Source organism: Tahibacter sp. (assembly GCF_032229445.1).
Lineage (GTDB): Bacteria > Pseudomonadota > Gammaproteobacteria > Xanthomonadales > Rhodanobacteraceae > Tahibacter.
On sequence record NZ_JAVTWC010000086.1, the window covers coordinates 17,592 to 38,686 of the forward strand.

A 21,095-nucleotide genomic window follows, 5' to 3' on the forward strand; every position below is an offset into this window, starting at 1 on the left:
CCGTGTCGGGAACGCTCGGGAAAGGGGCGCGCCCCCTTTCCCGATGGAGCGTCAGTTCACGCAGGCCCGTCCGGCGAGCTCGGTCAGCCGCACGAGCGAGGCACTGCCGGCGGCATACCCGCTGAGGGCCGGCGCGTAGCTGACGTCGAGCGTGTTGTTCGAGGTGAAGCGCAGCGTTGCGCTGCCCCAGCGCGTCTGCGTGACTGCATCGGCGACGAAGTTGAACGGGAATTGCGCGCCGCTACCGCCGCCTTCATACAGATCCACGCGCACTACACCGTCGGCAGCACTGCCGACGCCACTGAGCCACAGCGGGCTGCCATCGGGACGATAGGTATACCAGTACGTCACGACAGCACGGCTGTTGCCCTGCTCGATGACCTCGAGATTGAAGCCGTAGCCCGAACGTGTCGGTTCGAACCAGACGCCGCTATAGCAGGCCTTTATGGTCTGCGAGGTCACGTCGGACTGCACCAGCGCGGGCGCGGTCAGACGACGCAGCGTCATGCTGCCGGCGGAGAAGCCGAACGCCGTCGGCAGCCACTGCACGGACGCCGTGTCATTGCCGGAGAACGTCATGCGCAGCCGGCCCCAGTTGCTGTTGGTGCCGCCACCCGGACCGACCGGAAACGCGGTCGAGCGCGTACTGAACACCGGAATGTCGAGCACATTGCCGCTGGCCCCGCCGACGCCCTGCAAGAACAGCGGCTGGCCATTAACGTACAGATACCAGGTCAGGTAGTAGCGGCCGTCCGGCAACGCCTCGACCAGGAAGCCGTGGCCGCTCTGTCCCGGATTGAACCAGTTGCCGCTGAAAGATGCGTCGAGTGAAGTCGGCGTGCCGTTGGCAACGTTGCGCGGATCGTCCTGTACGTAGATGTCACTGTTGGCGTTCGGGTCGTTCGGGTCGATGTTGGTCGCAGCGGACTGGAACACCAGCGACGTGCCTTCGCAGTTGATCGCGGGACTCGTCGACGGACCGTTCGCATCGCCGCCGCCGCCGGTGGCCAGCGCACGCCGCGTCTCACCACTCTGCGCGTCGACGAGGAAGACGTCCTTGTTGCCACCGATGTCGCCGGACATAAGGTCGCTCGCGGTGGAGCCGAACGCGACAACGCTGCCATTGCAGGAAATGGCGGGATCGTCCGCGTCGCCGTTGGGCTCGCCGCCGCCGCGATTGCGCACGCCGAACAGACCGTTGCCGATGTCCTTGGGCTGTCCCGCATCCAGACCAATCGCCGCACCGCCCGGCGTGTAATAGATGTATACATTGCTCGCGCCGCTCGTGAGTCCAGCGACGAGGTTGGTCGCGCGCGACGCGAACGTGACGCGCTGCCCGGTGAAAGAAACGGAAGGCTTACCCGCGTCAGCGTTGGCCGCGCTGCCGTCCGCCCCCTGGCTAAGGCGTTGGAGCTGACCGGTCGTGAGGCTCTTGCGCACGAGCTGCCAGGTCGCGGTGCCGCCGAGGTTGGCCGCACGCGTGCGGAACACGACGGACTTGCCATTGCCCGCGATCGCCGCATCGCAGCTCGGGCCGTTACCCGGCACGCCGGCGAAAGTGGCCGACACCATTGTGACCGCACGCGTGCTCATGTTCATGACGAACACGTCCTTCGCGCCGTTGGTGTCACCGCTGACCCAGTTCGAGGCCGACGAGCAGAACGCCATGAGCGAACCATCGGCAGACATGGTCGGTCCTTCGGCCGGGCCGGACAGTGCCTGTCCGTTCGGCGCGGTCGTCGTGCAGATCGGCCGGAACAGGCCGTTCGGCGGCGCACTGCAGAGCTGGCCGGTTTCTCCGGCCTTCGGCAATTCGCCAGCTCGGCTGGCGACGGGCTCGTAGATGAAGGCGAAGGCGCGGCCGTTCGCAGAAATCGTCGGCGAAGAGCTGATGCCGCGCAGTGCGCCGGCGCTACCGACACTGACGACCCGCGCGGATCCATCGCGGCGGTCCTTCAGCACAACGTCGGTGCCGGACGTGTTGCCATCGTCGTCGGCAAGGCCGCGCTGACGCGTGGAAAACAGCACGAGCGAACCGTCGCCACTGATCACCGGCGTGACTGAGTCCAGCGTCGTCGGCGCACCGCTGCGGGTCACGCTGAGCGGACGCGAACGCCGCGCAGTGCCGATCAGTTCGCTCGTCGTCAGCACGAAACTCGACGACAGGATCGAGAACGTCGTACGCGCCGTCGTGAGCACCGATTCGCCGGAGGGAATCGCACCGAGTCGCACCGAAATCTGGCACGTGGCGCTCTCGCCTGCGCCCAATCCGTTGGGCAAAGACCACGTCACCGCGCTGCCGCTGGCACTGGCGCAGCTGCTGCTGACGAAGGACAGCTCCGGCGGCAGCGTCAGCGTGGTGGTCGGGGCGGTCAGGCGGAAACCGCCGTTGTTGTTGAGCGCGGCGGTGTAGCTGAACGGTATGCCGGGCCGCACAGGTCCGGATGTGCTCGCCGACAGACTCAGCGCCACACGCTCAGCGCTCGGCGCCTCGACCACGATCACGTCGATGCTGGAGGTCACTGCAGGTCCGCCGCTGGTCAGGCACGTCACCTGAAAGTGGTAGGCGCCCGGGGTGCCAAGGAAAAAAGTATACGCATGTGGCGAAGCACAGCTCGCAAAACCGCTGCAGGCCGGCGCTGTCGTGCCGGCGCCAGGATCGGTCGGCCAATCTTCGAAGCGAACACCAGACGGAAACGTGCTGCCCGCATAGGTGCAGACCTGGGCCGTAGCCGCCCAGCTGAGATTTGCTCGGGAACCGACCTCAACCGTTCCAGGCGCATCGCCTTCGAGCCGGTCAGTGAAAGAAGCCGGCGGATTGCCCGCGGTCGCCGTGCCGCACAACAGGCCGCCCACAACCACCCAGGCCAACACAATCAAAGCGCGCATAGTGCCTCCCTTGCCAGATTGCCCGCAGACCCCCTGCGCTGGCACCACGCTAGCGCAGACGACGACATACCGCAACGCAACGCGAGACCGCGCCGACTGCGAACACATCAGCCAATACGCACTACGTGGTGCAAAGACGACAGGGATCAGCGCGTCGCGCTGTAGAGGCTGCGGAACCGCGGCGAGAACAGTGCCGGGTCCGGCACGAGGCTGGGATTGGCGGCGCGCACCGCGCGGATGTCAGCACGCGCCGCATCGAGGCCGGTGGCAGAATTGTCGATCTCGGCCTGGATCTGGCGCGCGGCCGCGCGGATCAGGTAGGCCTGGGCGCGAGATCGCGCATCGGAGAACGAATCCGGATTTATACGCGCGACATCGGCGTAGCGGCCGCCGAGATAGTTGCGGAACGCATCGAGCAACGTCGCCGGCACACGTTGCGCAAGCGGTGTTTCCGCCGGCTTCGGCGGCGCCTTTGGTGGCTCGGTCTTGGGCGGTTCGGTCTTAGGCGGTTCGGTCTTGGGCGGTTCGGTCTTGGGCGGCTCGATTTTTGGCGGCGGCGGCCGGGGCGTCTCGCGGCCGCCGTCGGGCGTCGTCGGCGTGGTCGTGCCTGTGTCAGGCCGGGGATCGGTCTTGGGTGGGTCGGTTTTCGGTTGCTGCGCCACGCGCGTATCGCAGGCGGCGGCATTGCGATCCTGCTCGGCCTTGAGATTGGGTACGCCCGCGATGACGCCACTGTTGGCAGATGAGCGCCACTGCGCCAGCGCGGTGGCGCAGTCGCCCTGCTTGAACGCGGCGAGACCGAGGTAGAACTGCGGTACGTACGGCTCCCAGCGCTGGCCATACAGGCGCACGCGAGGGGCCGCGGTCGGGTTGTCCTGGATCGCCTCCTGCATTCGCTGGCGCACCGTTGCCCAATCGCCATCCTTCGCGGCCTCGAGGCCACGGCTGTAGCTGTCCTTGTAGTCGGACAGGGCCGGCGACGCTGCGAGCAGCGTCACGAGCATGGCGACGCCCCCCTTACCAGCCCGCACGTGAGAAATAGTCCTCTGCCGAGATGGTCGGGAACGCCGCGTTGGCCACGGCGCGACGCTGCGCCTCCACTTTGGCGATGACCGTCACCGGCTTGCTCGCCTGCGGATGACGGAACGTGATCACGTAGTTGCCGGCCGGCAGCTTGAGTGCGAACGGCGTGCTTGCCTCGCCCGGCAGTCCGATCGCCTTGCGATTGCCGTCGACGATGGATTCGACCTGTGCCCAGGGCTGCGCGTTGAGCACCAGTTCGCCCTGCAGCGCGGCCAAGCGCTCAGCCTCCACTTGTTCCAGCTTTTGCCTCAGTGCGGGCGCGTCACGCAGCAGCGTGGTGGCGGCCGGCTCGGCGGCGAGCAGTTTCTCGTTGCTGCGCACGAACCCGGTCAGCGCATCGAAATCGATCAGGCTCGTGGTGGCGCGCTGCGCCGCGGCAACCGTTTCGACCAGCCTCGTGCGCAAGGCCAGTGCTTCCGCATCACGCGGATCGGCCGCGAGCAGCGACGCGAGCGAGGCGGCGGCCTGGCCCAGCGCGTCGGCGCGCACGGGCGTCGCACCGATCGCGTTGGCGATGCGCTCGCGCGAGGCCTTGGCGTCGGCCTCGCGCTGTTCGCCCTGGGCTTGCGCCTCGACTCGCACGAGCAAGGTCTTGAGCGCCGCATCCGCCGGAAATGCCGCCGTGCCGCTGCGCGCGAGCGCGAGCGCCGCCGCCGTCTCCTTCGCCGCGGCCTTGGCTTCAACGCCCTCACCGACGCGCCGGGGCAACTCGGCCAGCAGTTCGCGCGCCTCGGTGTTCTGCGGATCGAGCTTGAGCACATTGTCGAGCGCATCGCGCGCGCTGCTGCCGGCCGGACTCAGATAACGCTGCTCGGCGATCGCCTGCTTGGCCTGCGACAGCGCGCGGCCGATATCCACGAGACGCTGGCCCAGGCGTTGCTCGATCTCGGTCTTGAGCGCGGTCGCATCAGCGCGCGAGGGATCGGCGCGCAACGCGAGTTCGGCGCGCTCCAGCGCACGCTGCGGCGCATTCGCCGCGGACTGTCGGGCTTCCGCCACGAGCGCCGCCGCGAGCTGGCCAGCGAAGGTTTTTACGCGCGCATCCTCGGGCGCGATCTCGCGCAGCTGGCCCAGGCTGGCCAGGGCATTCCCCGCACTCGGCTCGACCAGTCTCCCAGCCTTGAGCTCACCTTCGCCGCGCTGCAACAACGCGACGACCTGCTTTTCGAGGCCTGCCGCCTGCTGCGCCTGCGTCGCATCGGCGGACAGCGCAGTGAAGGCGGCCTCCTTGCCCAATTCGGGACGCAGACCGATCAGCAGCAGGTTGGCCCGCTCGCTGTTGCCGGCCGCGAGCGCTTCGCGCGCCGGTGCGAGCTGGGCAAGAATGAAAGCGTCCATGCGCTGCCGGACGGCGGCATCGTCCGGGGCCAGCTCGCGCGCCTTGACCAGCAGCGCGTAGCTGCCGTCCGGACCGAAGGGCTTGCCGACCTTGTCCGCGGCTACGGCGCCGGCGAGCAGTTGCTCCAGCTGTTTCTTGCGTTCGTCCGCCGCGACCGCCGCATCGATGCGCTGCTTGAGCGCGGCGAGGTCCGCGTCTTCCTTGCGCACGAACAGGGCCTGATCGGCCTTGTCGCGAGCCAGGTTGAAATCGCCCTTGGCCAGCGCCGCCTCGGCCTCCGCGCGCATGGCCTGCGCGATGCGGTCGAGCAGTGCCTGGGCGGCCTCGTTCTCCGGATCTTTCTGCAGCACTTTCTGCAGCACTTCGTAGGCGTTGTCGCCGGGCGGCGAAACCAGCTTGCTCTCGGCCGCCATGCGTTCGGCGTCCTTGACCCAGTAGCCGACCAGGGCACGCTCTTCGGACGACAGACCCGAACCCGCCTGCCAGCGCCAGATGCCGACACCGATGAGCCCCACCAGCAAAATGCCGGCTGCCGCCAGCCACGGCCACAGCAGCGGCCGGCTGGGGGCAGACCGTGACGGCGGCGGCACAGTCGCCGCCGCAGGCCGGCGCGGCGGCGGACGCGCCGGCGACGACGCGCCGCCGGTCTTGCGGGCGGCGACATCCTGCGGCCGCGGCAGCGGCGCCGATGCCGACAGCGAGCCGGCGTTGCGCAGGCCGCTGCCCGACGGATCGCTCGCGGTGAAACCGAGCTGGCGCAGTTGCTCTGACGAGGTCATGCCTGGCGTCAGCTGCAGGCGCATGAGCAGCGTGTCGCTCGCGATCACGCGCTGCTTCAGCGCGACGACGAAATCATGCAGGGTCGCGTAGCGCTCGTCGCGATTCTTCGCGAGCATCCGGTCCAGCACGACCTGGAAGTGGCTGAACTCCGCGTCCAGCGGCGGCGCCGGCTGGGTCAGGTGCGCCATCATGACCGCGATGGGCGTGTCGCCATTGAACGGCGTGCGGCCCGAGAGCAACTCGTAGAACATGATGCCGAGGCTGTACAGATCCGAGCGGCCGTCGATGTCGCTGCCGCTGATCTGCTCGGGACTCATGTAGTTCGGCGTGCCTACCAGCATGCCGGTCTGGGTCAGCCGCGTCGCCGCCTGGTCCTGCTGGCGCGCGATGCCGAAGTCGGTCAGGACCGGCGTCGCCGCATCGCGGAACATGATGTTGGCGGGTTTGAGGTCGCGATGGATGATGCCCTGGCTGTGAGCGAAATCCAGGGCGCCGGCGATCTGCACCACGACGCTGACCGCTTCGGCCAACGACAGGCCCGCCTGCATGCGATCCGACAGCGTGCCGCCCTCGAGGAATTCCATCGCGATATACGCGACGTCCTCGGTGGACACGATGTCATACACCGCGACGATATTGCGGTGCGGCAGCTTGGCCATCGTGCGGCCTTCGAGCAGGAAGCGCTTTTCGAACTGGCGCGCGTCGTCGGACGACGAATCGTGCACGCGCTTCATCAGCTTGATGGCGATCTTGCGCTGCAGCGACTCCTGCACCGCCAGCCAGACCGTAGACATGCCGCCCGTGCCAAGCTGGCGCAGGAACTCATATCCAGGGATCTTCACCGGCGTTGGGGGCATGCGAACGGCTTCCTCCGTCGGCCGGATCATAGCAACAGGTGCTGGGTTCGATGCGGATCCCGAGGCAGGCAATGCATTCGCAGCCCCACCGGACCATGCCCGCCTTGCCTCAACGCAAAACAGTGGTCACTGCGGACATCGGCAAAAGCACGTATGGCGAGCTGGCGGCGCGGTTGTCGTCAGCGCGGCAGCACGAGCGTCACACAGAGACCACCGCCATCGCGATTGGCGAGGATGATGCGGCCGCCGTGGGCTTCGGCAATCTCGCGCGCGAGCGCCAGGCCCAGGCCCGAGCCGGAACGCTTGGTCGAGTAGAACGGCAGCAGCGCGTTGGCGAGGACGGCGTCGTTCATGCCGGTGCCGCGGTCGCAGACATCGATGCGGGTCTCGCCCGGACGCTCGCTGACCCGCAGGCTGATGTCCTCGACTGCGCCGCCGGCTTCGTGCGCGTTCTTGACGAGGTTGATCAGCACCTGCTCGATCTGCCCGCGATCGAACCAGCCGGCCTGCACCGGCGCCTCGCCGACCGCGATGCCAGGAAACTGGCGCGCGATCGCGTCGAGCAGGCTGCGCCAGGACACCTCGTCCACGCGCGGCTGTGGCAGCTTGGCAAATTCGGCGTAGCCGTGGATGAAGCCGTGCAGATGGCGCGCACGGTCCTCGATCGTGTCGAACACGGCACCGAGGCGCTGCACGTCGCCCTTGGCCGACAGCACGCGACCGGAGTGGGCCAGCGACGAGATGGGTGCGAGAGAGTTGTTCAATTCATGGCTGATGACCCGAATGACCTTTTTCCAGGTCGCCACTTCCTGGCGGCTCAGCTCGCGCGTCATGCGCTTGATCAGGTACATGCGGTGGAGACGGCCCTGCAACTTGAAGCTGCGCTGGGAAAAGTGGAAGGTTTCGTCCTCGCCTTCCAGCGCGACGGTGAACAGCGCATCGCCACCATCGTCGACAGCGTGGGCGAACGCCGCCGGCGACTCGGCGACGACCGTGGCGAATGCAAGTCCCTGCAGCGGCCGGCCGCCGTTGAGCAGCTGGCGCGCGGCAATGTTCGCGTAGACGACGTGGCCGTTGGGTTCGCTCAGTACGATCGCGGTCGGCGTGTTCTGCACTACCGTGTCGAGCAGCAGCTCTCGCTGGAACAGGCCCTGGCGCTCGTCGCGCAGCACCCGCCCGAGTTCGTTGTGCGCCTGCACCAGTTCGGCCAGTTCGTCGCGCTGGTCGGTGGCGATCGAAAAGCTGAAATCACCGTCCTTGAAGCTCGTGACGCTGCCGGCCAACGCGCGGAACAGCGCCGTCGTGCGCGCGGTCAGGCCGCGCGCGAGGAGGGGCAAGGCAACGGACAGCAGCAATCCGGTCAGCAACAGGCTCAGGGCCAGATCGCCGAGCCAGTGCCGCAGCGCCAGCGCAACGACCGCAGCGGCGACGCCGACCAGCGCGAGCACCAGCGTGAGCTTGCCTTGCAGCGAAAGAAACCGCATCGACTTCCCTGCTCGCTGTCGGATGATCGTCAACTCTCAGGAGGTTCTGAACAAGATTCTGGAGTATCGCTCTTGTGGCCTACACCAGATCTCCACAACCCTGCCAACGCCTGCATTACAAGCGTTCGCGCCCGGCCCATCGGGCGTTCAGAGCGATCAGAACCTGCGGTTCTGAGCGATCACTCTTCGTCCCGGCCCACTGGGCGTTCAGAGCGATCAGAACCTGCGGTTCTGAGCGATCACTCTTCACCCCCTTGACTCAAGGGGGCTCCAGAACCAAAGGCGCATCCTACGTTGTTCAGAGGTTCCCGGGCTCAGCAGGTAGGCCGTGCGGAACCGTGCGCGGCATGCAACGCGGCAATCCTTCGCGACGCGCAGGCCGCATCATCACATCGGTTTTGCGCGCGGCGGTCAGATCGGACCGGCCCGATCAGCCCGGAATACTTATACCGAGCTTTTCGAGACGCCGGTACAGCGCCTGGCGCGACAGGCCCAGCTCGGACGCGGCCTGACTGATCACGCCGCGCGCGCGCGCCAGCGCCGCCTCGATCGCGGCGCGGTCGGGTTCGTCGGCACCGCGCACGGGGGCACGCACGAACGCCGCCAGGCCGAGGTCCGCCGGCTGCACCACGCCGTCGCGGCAGAGCACGCGCGCGCGCTGGATCGCGTTCTTGAGCTCGCGCACGTTGCCCGGCCAGGTGTGCGCGAGCAGCGCCGCGCGGCTGTCGTCGGCGAGTCTTACATCGTCGCCGAGGAAATGGTGCGCCAGCGGAAGAATGTCATCGGTGCGATCGCGCAGCGGCGGCAGGGCAAGTTCGATCACGTTGAGCCGGTAGAACAGGTCCTCCCGAAAGCGGCCTTCGCGGATCATCACCGGCAGGTCCGCGTTCGTCGCGCTGAGCACGCGCACCTTGACCGTTCGCGTCCGGCCCGAGCCCAGGCGTTCGAACTGCCCCGTCTCCAGCACGCGTAGCAGCTTGATCTGGCCCGACAGTGGCAGGTTGCCGATCTCGTCGAGGAACAGCGTGCCGCCGTCGGCGAGCTCGAAGCGGCCCTCGCGCGCCTTGTTCGCACCGGTGTATGCGCCAGCGTCGGCACCGAACAGCTCGGCTTCGATCAGGTCGTTCGGCAGCGCGCCGCAATTGACGGCGATGAACGGTCCGTTCTTCACCGCGGAATTCGCGTGCACGATCTCGGCGATACGCTCCTTGCCGGCGCCGTTCGGACCGGTGATCAGCACAGGCAGATCCGCGCGCGCGACCTGGCAGGCCAGTTCGACGACGCGTTCGGTCGCCGAATCGGCGAACACGAGATGGCGCAGGTCGAAGCGCGCACGCAACGCGTCCTGGCTCTTGTTGCGCGCGCGCTTGAGGCGCGTGACTTCCCGCGTGGACTCGGCAAGCTCCAGCAGATTCTCGACCGTTGCGAGCAGTTTCTGGTCATCCCAGGGCTTGGCCAGATAGTCCGCCGCGCCGGCCTTGACCAGCTCGACTGCGGTTTCGAGCCGCGTCCAACCGGTCAGCAGGATCACCGGCAGGTCCGGGTGGCGCGCGCGGATCGCACGGAACAGCGCGATGCCTTCCTCGCCCGAGGTCGTGTCCAGGTGGAAATTCATGTCGGCGATGACGAGGTCGATCGCCTCCTGCTCGAGCATGGCCAGCCCCTGCTCGGGCGACAGCGCAGAGACGCTGCGGATCTCATTGAGCGACAGCAGGACTTCCAGGGCCGTGGTCACGGCCGGGTTGTCGTCGATCACCAGGACGGTGCGCATGGGCTCACGATGGGATAGGGGTTTCGGGCTGCGCATGGGCTGCTTGGATGCAGCCCGGCGCGCGTTGGTTGCGTGAGTTTAAGCGAGGAATGAGCGAAGAGAAGTGAGCAGCGAGTGCGCAGCGCCGGCCCGGCCCTGACACACGTCGCTCGCTCCTCTCCCCTCTTTGCTGCTTTCAAACACTGCGCGTCGCGACCGCCGGCGGTACGCGCGAAGCGCGCGTGGCCGGGCCGAATACTGCGGCCTGGCCCAGCACCAGCAGCGCGATCACGCCGCCACCGAGATAGATCAGCGGCAGGCGCTGCGCCTCGTAGTTGGCCATGAGCCAGTAGTTGAGTCCGTAGGTCAGCACGATGCCCAGGGCCAGGCCCAGCGAGGTGATCAGAAAATTCTCGGTCATGAAGTAGCGCAGGATCGATCCGCGCGTCGCACCCAGCGCGCGTCGCGTGCCGATCTGCTTGGTGCGTTGCGTGACCCAGAAGCTGGCCATGCCGACGATGCCCAGCGCCGTCACCGCGAGCAGCGCCACGATGACGCCGATCAGGATGATGGTCATCGCGCGGTGTTCCTGGTAACCCTCGGCGCGGATGCCCTCTACCGAGCGTGGCTCGCGCACGATGCGGCTGTGGTTGGTCTCGGTCATCTTGGCTTCGGCGGCCTTCATGACTTCGTCGCGGCGGCCGGGCTCCGCGCGGATCAGATAGCGGCCAAAGTTGCTGAAGGCGATGCGCTGCGGCACGAACGAGGAATAGAACTCCGCGTCAGGCCCCTCGTCGGAGGCAAAGCCGATCCACGGCGCCTGCATGCGTTCGACGACGCCGACGACGGTCTGCGGCGCGCCTTCGTTGTCGAAGTAGATCTGCTTGCCGACGGCCGACTCGCCCGGGAACAGCTTGTTGGCCAGCGCGCGCGTAATCACCGTGACCGGCGGCCAGGTGTTGTCGCCGCGCTCGCGGAACGTGATCTCGTCGGCCGTGAAGAAACGCCCTTCGGCGAGCTTGGCGCCGAATGCGTCGAGGCCGTGCTCGTCGACGAAGTACATGGCCGACGGCGCGGTAGATACCTTCTGCTCGGGCTTGAGGCTGATGCCGGTAGACCAGCCGCCGTTGGACATCGGCACCGTGTTCGTCGGCGACGCGGCTGCGACACCTGGCAGTCCGCGCAGCATGGCGATGTCCTCGTCGATGCTGGTCTTGACGTTGAAGTCGGCGCCGAAGCCGAGGCTGCCGATGGTGAAGGTGTCAGCCTCGTTGATGCCGCTGTCGCGGCCCATGAGCTGCAGGCGCTGCGAGATGATGAACAGCGCGTTGCAGACGATGGCCAGGGTCAGCGCGATCTGCAGGCCGATCAGCACCAGGGCCACCTTGCTGCGCATCAGCGCCGAGAGGATAGGACGGATTTCCATGATTCCACCTGTATAGCGTTAGCAGGTTCCGAGAAAGTCGGAGCGGCTTTTGCTTTGTGTTTTCTAAAGGCCCCTTGAGTCAAGGGACCGGCCGGATGCTCGCAAAGCGAGTGTCCGGCGGCGTTGTAGAGATCGGGTGCAGGACACAAGAAGGCAAAGCACCAGATCAGGTATCGCCGGTCATTGCGTCTTCAGTTGCACTGCCGGCGTGATCTGGCAGGCGCGCCAGGTCGGGAACAGACCGGCAAGCACCGCCGCGACGACCGACAGCGCGATGGCGGTCAGCACCATCACCCAGTCCAGCCGCGCAACGTTGTTGAGACCCGCATACAGCGCGCGCACCGCCATCAGGCCGAACCAGGTCAGCAGGAGCCCGATCAGGCCGCCGCTGATGCCGATGACCCCGGCCTCGACGAGATGCTGCGCGAACAGCTGACGGCGCGTGGCGCCGAGCGCGCGGCGCAGACCGATCTCGGTCGACTTGCGCATGAACTTCGCGAGCAGCAGGCCGACCGTGTTGACGAGGCAGACGATGAGGAAGGCGAACGACAGGCCGACCTGGATCTGCGCGTCGCGCGAGACCACGCCCTGCGCCTCGATCCATTCGTTGACGTCGGGCAGGCGGTTGTTGAGCGGGCGCGGGAAGCGGCCGAGCTTCTTCTGCTCGCTCACGTAATTGTTGAGGAAGGTCATGTACTCCTCTTCGCGCGCCGAGGATTCGAGCTGCACCCAGAACTGGATCCAGACGCAGTCGGACGCGAGATAGCCGTCCCAACCCGGCTTGGAATTGGCCCAGCAGGAATTGTTGCCGCTCGGCTGGGTCTTCAGCTCGATCGCCGTGGTGAACGGCACGTAGTATTCGTCGGGATCGTTGAACGCGCCGATGGTCAGGTCGTAGTACTTGACGCGCGGCTTCCAGGTGTCGAGCACGCCGACGACCGTGTACTCGATCTCGTTGAGGCGCACGCGCTTGCCGGTGCTGTCCTGGCCGCCGAACAGCTTTTCATTGATCTCCTTCGACAGCACCGCGACCCGGCCTTGCTGGGTGTCCTGCGCGGCGTCCCAGGCGCGACCGTACTTGAACGGCGGCTCGAACATCGCAAAGAAATCGGTATAGGTCGCGCGTCCCAGCGACGAGAACGGCTTGATCTCCGGGTTCTCCGGCTGCACCGGCCAGGCCACCTTGTACATCGCGGTCTGCAGGTCCGCCTTGCGCGCTTCCATCAGCGCCTTGGCTTCGAGGTAGGTGATCTGGTCGGGCGGCTCGTTCGGCGGCTGGTACGGCTGCTCGGCGCTCCAGTTGTCGAGCTGCACCGCATGCAGCTTGTCGCTTTTCCACGGAATCGGGTCGCTGCCCATGAGGTAGAACACGGTCAGGCTGGTCATGCTGGTGCCAATGCCCAGCGCGATGCCGAAGACCATCAGCGCGGTCAGCAGCGGATTGCGCTTGAGGCTGTGGAATCCCAGTTGCAGGTAATAGGTGAACATCGGCATTCCTCAGGCCAGGGCCACGGCAGCGTCGTTACCGGCCGGCACGCGCAGCTGCGGCTCGGCGTCGAAATCGGTGACTTGCCCGTCGATCACGTGCACGTTGCGCTGCGCGCGCGCGGCCAGCTCCGGATCGTGCGTGACCATGATGATGGTCGTGCCCTGGCGGTTGATCTCCTCGAGCAGTTCCATCACGCCGCGCGCCATTAGCGAATCGAGATTGCCGGTGGGTTCGTCGGCCAGCAGCAGGCGCGGCGTGCCGGCCAGCGCGCGCGCGATCGCGACGCGCTGCTGCTGGCCGCCGGACAGCTCCGCCGGGTAGTGCTTCATGCGCGAGGCCAGGCCGACGCGCGACAACGTTTCCTCGATGCGGCGCTTGCGGTCGGCGGCGGAAAAGCCGCGGTAACGCAGCGGCACGTCGACGTTGTCGAACAGATTCAGGTCGGGAATCAGGTTGAAGCCCTGGAAGATGAAGCCGATTTTCTCGTTGCGCAGGCGCGAACGCTGGTCGTCGTTCATGCCGCGCACGTCCACGCCGTCGACCCAGAACTCGCCGCCGCTGAACTCTTCCAGCAGGCCGGCGATGTTGAGGAACGTGGTCTTGCCCGAGCCGGACGGCCCGGTCACCGCGACGAATTCGCCTTCGCGCACATGGATGGAAAAATCGCGCAGCGCATGAGTCTCGATGAGGTGCGTGCGGTAAACCTTGGACAGGTGGTTCATCTTGAGCATGGCGTTGAGTCCCTGGCGTGGAGCAAAAATGGAAAGGTGACAGGCGGGAGCGGCACGGTTCAGCGCGCGAGCGCGATTCGCTCGGCGCCCTTGAATTCGTCGAGGCTGGAGATGATCAGGCGGTCGCCTTCCTTGACGCCGGAAACCAGTTCCACGGCGTTGAGGCTGGTCGCGCCGACTTCGATCGCGCGGCGCTCGGCCATGCCGTCCTTACCGACGACGTAGGCGACGCGGCCGGCGCCGGAATCGACGAAAGGACCGCGCTCGACCATCAGCACGTTCGGGTGTTCGTCGATCAGGATGCGCGTGGACATGCGCTGGTTCTGGCGCAGCCCGGCCGGCTGTTCGCCGGTGAAGCGCACGCGCGCGGTGACCTGGCCGTTGACCACTTCGGGGCTGACCGCGGACAGTTCGCCGGTCAGGGTCTGGCCGGCGTTCTGGATCTGCGCGGGCATGCCGATCGCGAGTTCGCGCGCAAAGGTTTCCGGCACCGGCACTTCAACTTCCATCGCCGAAAGATCCACGACGGTCAGGATGCCGGCGTTGGCTGCGACGTTGGCCTTCTGCTGCACCAGCAGCTGGCCGACCTGGCCGGCGACCGGCGAACGCAGTTTCAGTTCGTCCACCTGCCGCTGCAGGTCGGTGACGAGCAGGCGCTGGCGATCGCGCGTGAGGCGCGCAGTCTTGAGTTCGAAATCCAGGCTTTCGCGTTCGAGCGCGACGTCTTTCCTGGCGTGTGCGAGGGTGATTTCAGCTTTCTGCAGCGCATCCTTGGCGCGCATCACGTCCAGCTGCGGCAGCGCGCCGAGCTGGAACGCCTTCTGCGTGCGCTCGACTTCGCGCGCGGCGGTCTGGCGGTCGATCTCGGCCTGATCGACGGCCTTCTGCGTGGTCAACTGCTGCTTGCGGTTGTCGATGCTCGTACGTTCGGCGGCAAGCTCCGCGCTCTGCAGCGATGCCTGTTCCTGCTGTAGCCGGTTGCTGAGCTCGGGGCTGACGACTTCGGCCAGCACCTGTTCCTTCTCGACCTTGTCGCCGGCCTGCACGGTCAGCGTGACGATGCCGCCGTTCGGCGCGTAGAGGGTCGGGCTGACCGCGGCGACGAGGCGGCCCTGGGCGGAGATGTCACGGGTCAGGTTGCCGCGCTTGACCTCGGCGAAGCGCAGGCGCTCGCTGCTGAAGGAAGCGCCCGAACCCAGCATGCGGGTCATGCCCGGCAATATCCACGCCGCGAGCAGGACGACGACGCCGGCGGCGACGGCGTATTTCCAGTAGCGCCGGGTCGGCGCTACGGCGTTGCTCATGGCTCTGTCCTGGGCCGAGGTATCGCGAATCATCTGAGGTGCTCCGGGTCGAGTCGGTGTCCGCCGCAGCGGAACGGTTCGGTATGGACCCGTTTCAGCAACACCCGTGCCAAATCATTATTTCATTATTTATCAAACAATTACGCGAAAATCGTGGGACGTACGCCTGTCCGCGGACAGGCCGACGGACAGCGCGGCCCGGTATCGAGGAAGATGCGGACGGTGCCCGTAGCGCCCATGGCTTTGGCTTCCGGGCCCCACTACGCGGACTCCGCCTGCGACCATTGCGCGGCCACCCGCATCCAGACCGACCGTGGACCGATCAAACTTCGCCATCGATGTGCCGGACAGCCTGCTGCAACGCGCCCAGCGCGGCGAGCTGCGCGCCTTCGAGCAGATCTACCGCCTGTTCGAGCGGCCCGTCTACAGCCTGGCGCTGCGCCTGCTCAATGACGCGGACGCCGCGCGAGAGATCCTGCATGACGCGATGCTCAAGCTGTTCCAGCGCCTCGACCAGTTCCGCGGCGATTCGCCGTTCTGGGGTTGGCTGCGCCAGATCGCCCTGAATGAAGCGCTGATGCGTCTGCGCAAGGACCGGCGCATCGAATTCGACGCGAGCTACGACGAGATCGAAACGGAAGCGCCGCCGCCCTGGGTGCATGCCGACGGCCTCGTGCTGGAACAGGCGCTGAGCCGGTTACCGGCGCTGACGCGCAGTGTGCTCTGGCTCTATCACGTCGAAGGCTATTCCCATCCGGAGATCGCCGATGCCCTGGGCAAAAGCGTCAGCTTCTCCAAATCCCAGGTCGCCCGAGGCACTGCACGCCTGCGCGGTTTCCTGGACAGCACCACGGAGTCGAACCCATGTCTGATCGCCAATCCGCAACCGACCTGAACGCCGCGACGGTCGGCCGCGCCCTGCGCGAGTTGCCGCTGGCGACGCCGCCAGACGGCGGCTGGGATGCCCTCGCCGCAAGCCTGCGGGCGCAGGGACTGGTGCGCGACACCGCCACGGTCGGTGAGCTCCCCGCGCTCGAAACTGTCCATGCCGATGCGAGCGGCGATCCGGCCACACGCCGCAGCGCGGCCGCCCGGACGCGCCCGGCTAGCCCGCGCCGCGGCAGGCTCTGGGTGCCCGCGGCACTGGCCGCGGGACTCGCGCTGCTCGCCATCGCGCTGGTTCCGATGAACCGCGACGCGGTCGCACCACCACCCACGACGTCCACGGGCAGCATCGCAGCCACTTCCGGCGCGAACGTCCCGACAGACAGCACGGCCGAACTGGCCGCACTTCGCAGCGAATCCGGCCGCATCGAGGAATGGCTGCGCACGCTGAAGGCCGACGAGACCCCGCTGGATGGTCGCAGCCTCATGGCCGCGACCGAGATCGAAGACATGATCGGCCTGATCGACCTGCAACTGGCCGCCGGCAGCGACACCGGCAGCGACACGCAAGCGCTGTGGCGCGATCGCGTGGAACTGCTGCGCGATCTCGCCGCGGTCCGCACCACCTACAGCCTGGCTGGCACCGGCGTGGCCGCGAACGGATACGCGGCCGCGCCTGACACCTGGAATACTTTGTGAGGAATGCCATGAAATCCATTTTTCCGATGATTGCCATGACCCTACTGGGCGTGGCGCACGCGGCCGAACCGGCCACCCGGGCCGAAGCGGCGGCAGCGGCGCGACCGGCAGCAAAAGCCCGCGCCGAGGCACACGCCGAGGCTGCGGCGACACACGCCGGCGCCATGGCAAATGCCGAGGCGTACGCAACGCCTGCCGCGGAAGCCGCCGCCCGCGCGGAACTCGACGAATTGCGCAAGGAGATGCGCGAACTCGGCCGCAGGATGGGCGACATTTCCGTGCGCCTGGGCGACGGCGGACCGCGCAAATTTGCCTGGCGCTACCTGGGCGACACCGATCGCGCCATGCTCGGCATCGTCATGCGGCCTGTCGACAAGGGCGTGCAGATCGCCGCGGTCACGCCGGGCGGCCCCGCCGACAAGGCCGGTGTGCGCAATGAAGACCTGCTGCTGTCGATCGACGGCAAAACACTCGGCCGCGACGAACTCGATACTGCGCGGCAAGTGCTGCAGGACCTCAAGGTGGACCAGAAGGTCAAGCTCGCGCTGTCGCGCAACGGCAAGAACCTCGACGTCATCGTCACTGCCGCGCGGCGCGAAGCGCTGAACTGGCCGCAGGTCATGACCGGCGTCGACATGGATCTCGACCTGGACATCGACATCGACCCGGAAAAGATCCGTCGCGAAGTCGAGCGCAGCGTCAGGGATGCGCGCGTACACGTCGATCATGTGCGCAGTGCGGGCAATCTCCAGCAGCTGCGCGACCTGCGCATCAAGCTGATGCCGTGGTGGGGCATCAACCTCGCGCCGCTGAATCCCGATCTGGGCAACTACTTCGGCACCCAGCAGGGCGTGCTCGTACTGTCGGCGGATCCGGACGACATGCCCGAACTGAAAGGCGGAGACATTCTGCAAAGTGTGGCCGGCAGCAAGGTCGATTCGCCATCCGACGTCATGCGCCGGCTGCGCGACGCGGATGCGGGCAGCGAGGTCCAGCTCGGCGTGCTGCGGCAGAAGAAAACGCTGACCGTGAACACCAAGGTGCCGCAGTACAAGAACATGTTCCCGCTGCCACCGGCGCCACCGGCGCCGCCCGCCCCCCCTGCCGCGCCAGCTGAGCCCACACCGCCGCAGCCGCCGGCTCCGGCAGCTCCGCCACCACCCGTGCCGCCGGTCGCTCCCGCGCCGCCACCGCCGCCGTCGATCGGCTATGCGCCGCATCCGCTGCGTGCGCCAGCGCCGCCGGCTGCGCCGAAGCCGCCGCGTGACGCTGAGGCGAACACGCTATAGGCCTGTAGCTCCGTACACGGCGCCGAACGCTAACGACTCCGCCGCTTTCTCCGGGAGCCGATCGACGGCGCAGCGCTGGAAGCGATCCGTCCCTGGACTGCACGAGCGGCCGTTCCCCGACGGCGTACCGCGTAGCCAACGCACAGCGCGCATCGACATCGCACGCTGTACCGGTCAGCGCATCAGCGTCGCATCGAGGCCGCCGCAGATCTCCAGCGCACGCCGCCGGCCCGTCGCCGAAACCGCGGCGGCGGCTTCCGCCAGCAGCCAGGGCCGGCCCGCATCGACGCCGTGGCAGAAGCGCACGATTGCGCCCTGCCAGGCATGGCCGGCGCGCGACCAGGCGGCGTCGCGCAGGCGCTGGTGCAGTCCGCGCGGCGGTTCCGGCACGCTGCATGGCACGCAGTGCAGTAGTTGTTCCCAGACGAGATAGTCGCTGTCGGGCAACAGATAGAGACGGGCCTGTTCGCGACCGTCATCGCGGAAGAAGCGCAGTGCCTCGCAGATGCCGTCGGGTTCGATGCGATGGATGCAGTTCCAGCCGGCGATCGCACTGAGATCGGCCGCGCAGCCGGCCGGCGCGCGCCACAGCCACAACACCGGTCCAAGCGCATGCCAGCGGCGCGCCAGCGCGACCAGGGGGTTGTCCGCTGGCAATACGATGGCCTGTAGCAACGCAGCGGTCGCGGCAGCATCGCCGCAGCGCTCGGCCGCTGTACGCGCTTCGCCGGCTGCGCGCAGAAAGGGCAGCTTGTACATGCGAGCCTCGATGGGGAAGGCTGGCGCCGCGCCGGAATGGCGCAACGCGGGAGTCTCGGAGCTGGCTGGCAAGGGGCCGGGATGGCGGTCGGCCGAGGCTGGCTACTCTGACGTGGACGCGGGGGGCAACGCGACGCCGGTCCGGCAACGCCGTACCGCGTGCCGCGCGCTTATTTGGTCAGGATCAGCTTGTCGTTACGTGTACGGCGCAGGCGATATTCCTGGCCCAGGTGTTCGATCACGAGTTCGCGCGATTCGCGCAGCAGCAGACGCGAATCGACGCGGCGCTGTGCCGGCGTCGTCGTCGTCGGCCGACTCGCCGTCGTGGTGCGGTCAGCCTGAAGTGCAAGAGTGGACGTCATCACCGACATGGTTGGCTCCGGTTCCCGGGTGGGTGACCAGATGATAATGATTCGCATTTGAGTGTCAAGCAGCCGTAACTATGTGGCGCCGTTCTTCTACGATCACGCCGCCGGTGCGCCGGCTGCGCACTGAACCGAACTCCGCAATCGCGCAATGCGCCACCACCGGACGCATGTGGAAGTGGCGCAGAGCGCGCTGGAGATTCGTGCCTCGCGGACGCACTGACGCACGGACGCAGCGACGCAATCGGATGAGATAAGCCGCAGGCGCGCCCAAGCACCGAGGCATTGCCGCGCGCCGCCCTGCGAGGCTAGCCGGCGCAAACGGTCAGCCCGGCAGCCACCAGCGCTGCAGTCCGGCGAGGTCACCGTTGTAGAAATCGCGGTCGCAATTGCCGACACCGGCGACGCCGTGCGGACCGGGACCGAGGTTGCCGTCGGTGTACTGCCATAGCGTCCACTGCGGCCATAGCGGCGCGATCACCGGCGCGCTCGCGTATTCGGAGATCCACAGCCAGCAGTTGCCCAGCACCGACGTGGTCGAACTGCCGAGCAGCTGCTTGAGATAACTGCCGCCATAGACGCCGGGCCAGCGCCCGGTGCGCTGGAACACCGACTGCACGAAGGCTTCGGCCTGGGTCAGCGTCATCGAGCTGCCCTGCGTGTTCTGTTCCACATCGAGCGCCAGCAGATCGCCGGCGGCGGGATTCGCGCTCGCGAGGAAATGCCCGGCCTGGGCCTGCGCGTCGCTGCCGTCGCCGAAATGGTAGGCGCCCCAGCGCAGGCCGGCTGCACGCGCCTGCGCCTGGCGCGACGTGTAAAGCGGATCGACATAGCTCGCGCCCTGGGTCGCCTTGTGCAGCACGCCGATGATGCCTGCGGCGCCGAGCTGGGCGAAATCGACGCTCGCGTTGTGATGCGAAAGGTCGACGACGACGTTGATCATGCGAGCTCCCCAGCAGGCCGCGATCGGCGCTTGTGGAACTGTACATGAAGCACGGTGGCGCGCCACTGCGCGTTGACCACACGCACGGCCCTGCGCAACCGCCGCTACGGCGGCAGAGGAAGCCAGGCCGCGCTAGCCCATCACGCGGGCCACGCCGGATACTTCCACCGGGCTGCCCCCAAGCGCCGGAATTCCGACGCGCAGCAGCGAACGCATGCCCATGTCCTCGCCCTGCACGATGTCGATCGCGCCTGCATGCGGCCACTGCCTGTCGCGCAGATAGCCGGCGAACGCCGCGGCCGCGGCACCGGTCGCCGGGTCTTCGTAGACGCCGCCCGAGGCGAACGCATTGCGCGCATGGAAGCGCTGCGCCGACTCCGCCCAGACCAGCGCGATCGTGATCCAGCCGGCATCGTCCATGAGCGCGCGGCCGGCGTCCTGCACGTAGTGCATGGCCGCCAGCGCCTCGCGCGAACGCAGGGCCAGCAGCAGATGGTCCGCGCCAGCATGAATATGCGCCGGCGGCAGGCGCGGGTCGAGATCGTCTTCACCCAGACCGAACAGGTCGAGCGCGCGCTGCCGCAGCGCCGGATCGGCGTCACGGCTGTGCGTAGTCGGCGACTGCAGCGCTGCCGCAACGACAGCGCCGTCACGGCGGCCCTGCACGCGAATGCGCGCCTGATTGAGCTCCAGCGCGTAGTCGCCGTCGCCGTGATGCAGCGCGAGCGCAGCGCCCAGCGCGATCGTCGCGTGGCCACAGAACGGCACTTCGCTCTGCGGCGAGAAATAGCGCACGCGCCAGCCGTCCGCGGTCGGCGCCGCGAAGGCGGTTTCGGAAAAGCCGACCTCGGCCGCGATGCGCTGCATCTGCGCCGCATCGGGCAGGGCTGCGCCGAGCCAGACGCCGGCGGGATTGCCGCCTTGTTCACCATCGGAAAATGCGGCGATGCGCAACACGTCCATGATTCGTTCCTGATCGGGTTCGAACTGCTGCGGTTGGGGACGATCCTGGCCAACTCAAGT

16 protein-coding genes and 1 pseudogene are annotated in these 21,095 nt (G+C 67.3%); 3 read left to right on the plus strand and 14 right to left on the minus strand.

What is annotated here, in order from left to right:
- Positions 1-51 precede the first annotated feature (51 nt).
- The 10 genes and pseudogenes from RUU78_RS14980 to RUU78_RS15025 form a co-directional block, all read right to left on the minus strand.
- A complete protein-coding gene (locus RUU78_RS14980) occupies positions 52-2,889 on the minus strand; it encodes a hypothetical protein (protein ID WP_313917977.1) in 2,838 nt (945 codons plus the stop codon).
- Positions 2,890-3,035: 146 nt separating this feature from the next.
- Positions 3,036-3,893: a hypothetical protein gene (locus RUU78_RS14985; RefSeq protein ID WP_313917979.1), complete on the minus strand. Its 858-nt coding sequence runs from the start codon at positions 3,891-3,893 to the stop codon at positions 3,036-3,038.
- Between the two features lie 13 nt (positions 3,894-3,906).
- The gene (locus RUU78_RS14990) at positions 3,907-6,948 is read right to left on the minus strand and encodes a protein kinase (RefSeq protein ID WP_313917981.1); all 3,042 of its coding nucleotides are present in this window, start codon (positions 6,946-6,948) and stop codon (positions 3,907-3,909) included.
- A 179-nt stretch (positions 6,949-7,127) separates the two neighbouring features.
- Entirely contained in the window at positions 7,128-8,432 is a 1,305-nt protein-coding gene (locus RUU78_RS14995) for an ATP-binding protein (protein ID WP_313917983.1), read from the minus strand.
- Positions 8,433-8,746: 314 nt separating this feature from the next.
- Positions 8,747-8,941: pseudogene (locus RUU78_RS15000) on the minus strand (hypothetical protein); the annotation flags it as partial.
- The gene (locus tag RUU78_RS15005) at positions 8,863-10,203 is read right to left on the minus strand and encodes a sigma-54 dependent transcriptional regulator (RefSeq protein WP_313917985.1); all 1,341 of its coding nucleotides are present in this window, start codon (positions 10,201-10,203) and stop codon (positions 8,863-8,865) included. The gene RUU78_RS15005 and the pseudogene RUU78_RS15000, both read right to left, overlap by 79 nt.
- Positions 10,204-10,378: 175 nt before the next feature.
- Positions 10,379-11,608, minus strand: a complete 1,230-nt coding sequence (locus RUU78_RS15010; RefSeq protein ID WP_313917987.1) for an ABC transporter permease — start codon at positions 11,606-11,608, stop codon at positions 10,379-10,381.
- Positions 11,609-11,788: 180 nt separating this feature from the next.
- Positions 11,789-13,096, minus strand: a complete 1,308-nt coding sequence (locus RUU78_RS15015) for an ABC transporter permease (protein WP_313917988.1) — start codon at positions 13,094-13,096, stop codon at positions 11,789-11,791.
- A 9-nt stretch (positions 13,097-13,105) separates the two neighbouring features.
- On the minus strand, positions 13,106-13,828 hold the full coding sequence (locus tag RUU78_RS15020) for an ABC transporter ATP-binding protein (RefSeq protein ID WP_313917991.1): 723 nt from the start codon (positions 13,826-13,828) through the stop codon (positions 13,106-13,108).
- 59 nt (positions 13,829-13,887) lie between these two features.
- Positions 13,888-15,165, minus strand: coding sequence for an HlyD family efflux transporter periplasmic adaptor subunit (locus RUU78_RS15025; RefSeq protein ID WP_313917993.1), 1,278 nt, complete (start codon positions 15,163-15,165; stop codon positions 13,888-13,890).
- Between the two features lie 280 nt (positions 15,166-15,445).
- On the opposite strand from RUU78_RS15025, the gene RUU78_RS15030 reads away from it, so the two are divergent.
- Genes RUU78_RS15030 through RUU78_RS15040 form a run of 3 tightly spaced genes read left to right on the plus strand, consistent with a single transcriptional unit; the run spans position 15,446 to position 18,005 of the window.
- Positions 15,446-16,027: a sigma-70 family RNA polymerase sigma factor gene (locus tag RUU78_RS15030; RefSeq protein ID WP_313917996.1), complete on the plus strand. Its 582-nt coding sequence runs from the start codon at positions 15,446-15,448 to the stop codon at positions 16,025-16,027.
- Entirely contained in the window at positions 15,997-16,716 is a 720-nt protein-coding gene (locus tag RUU78_RS15035; protein WP_313917998.1) for a hypothetical protein, read from the plus strand. The genes RUU78_RS15030 and RUU78_RS15035 overlap by 31 nt, the downstream gene beginning before the upstream one ends.
- An 8-nt stretch (positions 16,717-16,724) precedes the next feature.
- The gene (locus RUU78_RS15040) at positions 16,725-18,005 is read left to right on the plus strand and encodes a PDZ domain-containing protein (RefSeq protein WP_313918000.1); all 1,281 of its coding nucleotides are present in this window, start codon (positions 16,725-16,727) and stop codon (positions 18,003-18,005) included.
- Between the two features lie 174 nt (positions 18,006-18,179).
- Here RUU78_RS15040 and RUU78_RS15045 read toward each other — a convergent pair whose 3' ends face one another.
- The 4 genes from RUU78_RS15045 to RUU78_RS15060 all read right to left on the minus strand — a co-directional run bounded on the left by RUU78_RS15045 (position 18,180) and on the right by RUU78_RS15060 (position 21,035).
- The gene (locus RUU78_RS15045; RefSeq protein WP_313918001.1) at positions 18,180-18,764 is read right to left on the minus strand and encodes a hypothetical protein; all 585 of its coding nucleotides are present in this window, start codon (positions 18,762-18,764) and stop codon (positions 18,180-18,182) included.
- Between the two features lie 170 nt (positions 18,765-18,934).
- Positions 18,935-19,135 (minus strand): hemin uptake protein HemP, encoded by a 201-nt coding sequence (locus RUU78_RS15050; RefSeq protein ID WP_313918003.1) that lies wholly within the window; start codon positions 19,133-19,135, stop codon positions 18,935-18,937.
- 319 nt (positions 19,136-19,454) lie between these two features.
- On the minus strand, positions 19,455-20,072 hold the full coding sequence (locus RUU78_RS15055; protein ID WP_313918004.1) for a glycoside hydrolase family 25 protein: 618 nt from the start codon (positions 20,070-20,072) through the stop codon (positions 19,455-19,457).
- Between the two features lie 132 nt (positions 20,073-20,204).
- Positions 20,205-21,035 carry a PhzF family phenazine biosynthesis protein gene (locus tag RUU78_RS15060; RefSeq protein ID WP_313918006.1) on the minus strand — a complete coding sequence of 277 codons (831 nt, stop codon included), beginning with the start codon at positions 21,033-21,035 and terminating at the stop codon, positions 20,205-20,207.
- Positions 21,036-21,095 lie beyond the last annotated feature (60 nt).

Coding starts and splice junctions, on each gene's coding strand:
- RUU78_RS15020 (WP_313917991.1), bottom strand. CDS start 13,828: ATGCTCAAGATGAACCACCTGTCCAAGGTTTACCGCACGCACCTCATC.
- RUU78_RS15025 (WP_313917993.1), bottom strand. CDS start 15,165: ATGATTCGCGATACCTCGGCCCAGGACAGAGCCATGAGCAACGCCGTA.
- RUU78_RS15005 (WP_313917985.1), bottom strand. CDS start 10,203: ATGCGCACCGTCCTGGTGATCGACGACAACCCGGCCGTGACCACGGCC.
- RUU78_RS14980 (WP_313917977.1), bottom strand. CDS start 2,889: ATGCGCGCTTTGATTGTGTTGGCCTGGGTGGTTGTGGGCGGCCTGTTG.
- RUU78_RS14985 (WP_313917979.1), bottom strand. CDS start 3,893: ATGCTCGTGACGCTGCTCGCAGCGTCGCCGGCCCTGTCCGACTACAAG.
- RUU78_RS15040 (WP_313918000.1), top strand. CDS start 16,725: ATGAAATCCATTTTTCCGATGATTGCCATGACCCTACTGGGCGTGGCG.
- RUU78_RS15010 (WP_313917987.1), bottom strand. CDS start 11,608: ATGGAAATCCGTCCTATCCTCTCGGCGCTGATGCGCAGCAAGGTGGCC.
- RUU78_RS15050 (WP_313918003.1), bottom strand. CDS start 19,135: ATGTCGGTGATGACGTCCACTCTTGCACTTCAGGCTGACCGCACCACG.
- RUU78_RS15055 (WP_313918004.1), bottom strand. CDS start 20,072: ATGATCAACGTCGTCGTCGACCTTTCGCATCACAACGCGAGCGTCGAT.
- RUU78_RS15035 (WP_313917998.1), top strand. CDS start 15,997: ATGTCTGATCGCCAATCCGCAACCGACCTGAACGCCGCGACGGTCGGC.
- RUU78_RS15045 (WP_313918001.1), bottom strand. CDS start 18,764: ATGTACAAGCTGCCCTTTCTGCGCGCAGCCGGCGAAGCGCGTACAGCG.
- RUU78_RS14995 (WP_313917983.1), bottom strand. CDS start 8,432: ATGCGGTTTCTTTCGCTGCAAGGCAAGCTCACGCTGGTGCTCGCGCTG.
- RUU78_RS15060 (WP_313918006.1), bottom strand. CDS start 21,035: ATGGACGTGTTGCGCATCGCCGCATTTTCCGATGGTGAACAAGGCGGC.
- RUU78_RS14990 (WP_313917981.1), bottom strand. CDS start 6,948: ATGCCCCCAACGCCGGTGAAGATCCCTGGATATGAGTTCCTGCGCCAG.
- RUU78_RS15015 (WP_313917988.1), bottom strand. CDS start 13,096: ATGTTCACCTATTACCTGCAACTGGGATTCCACAGCCTCAAGCGCAAT.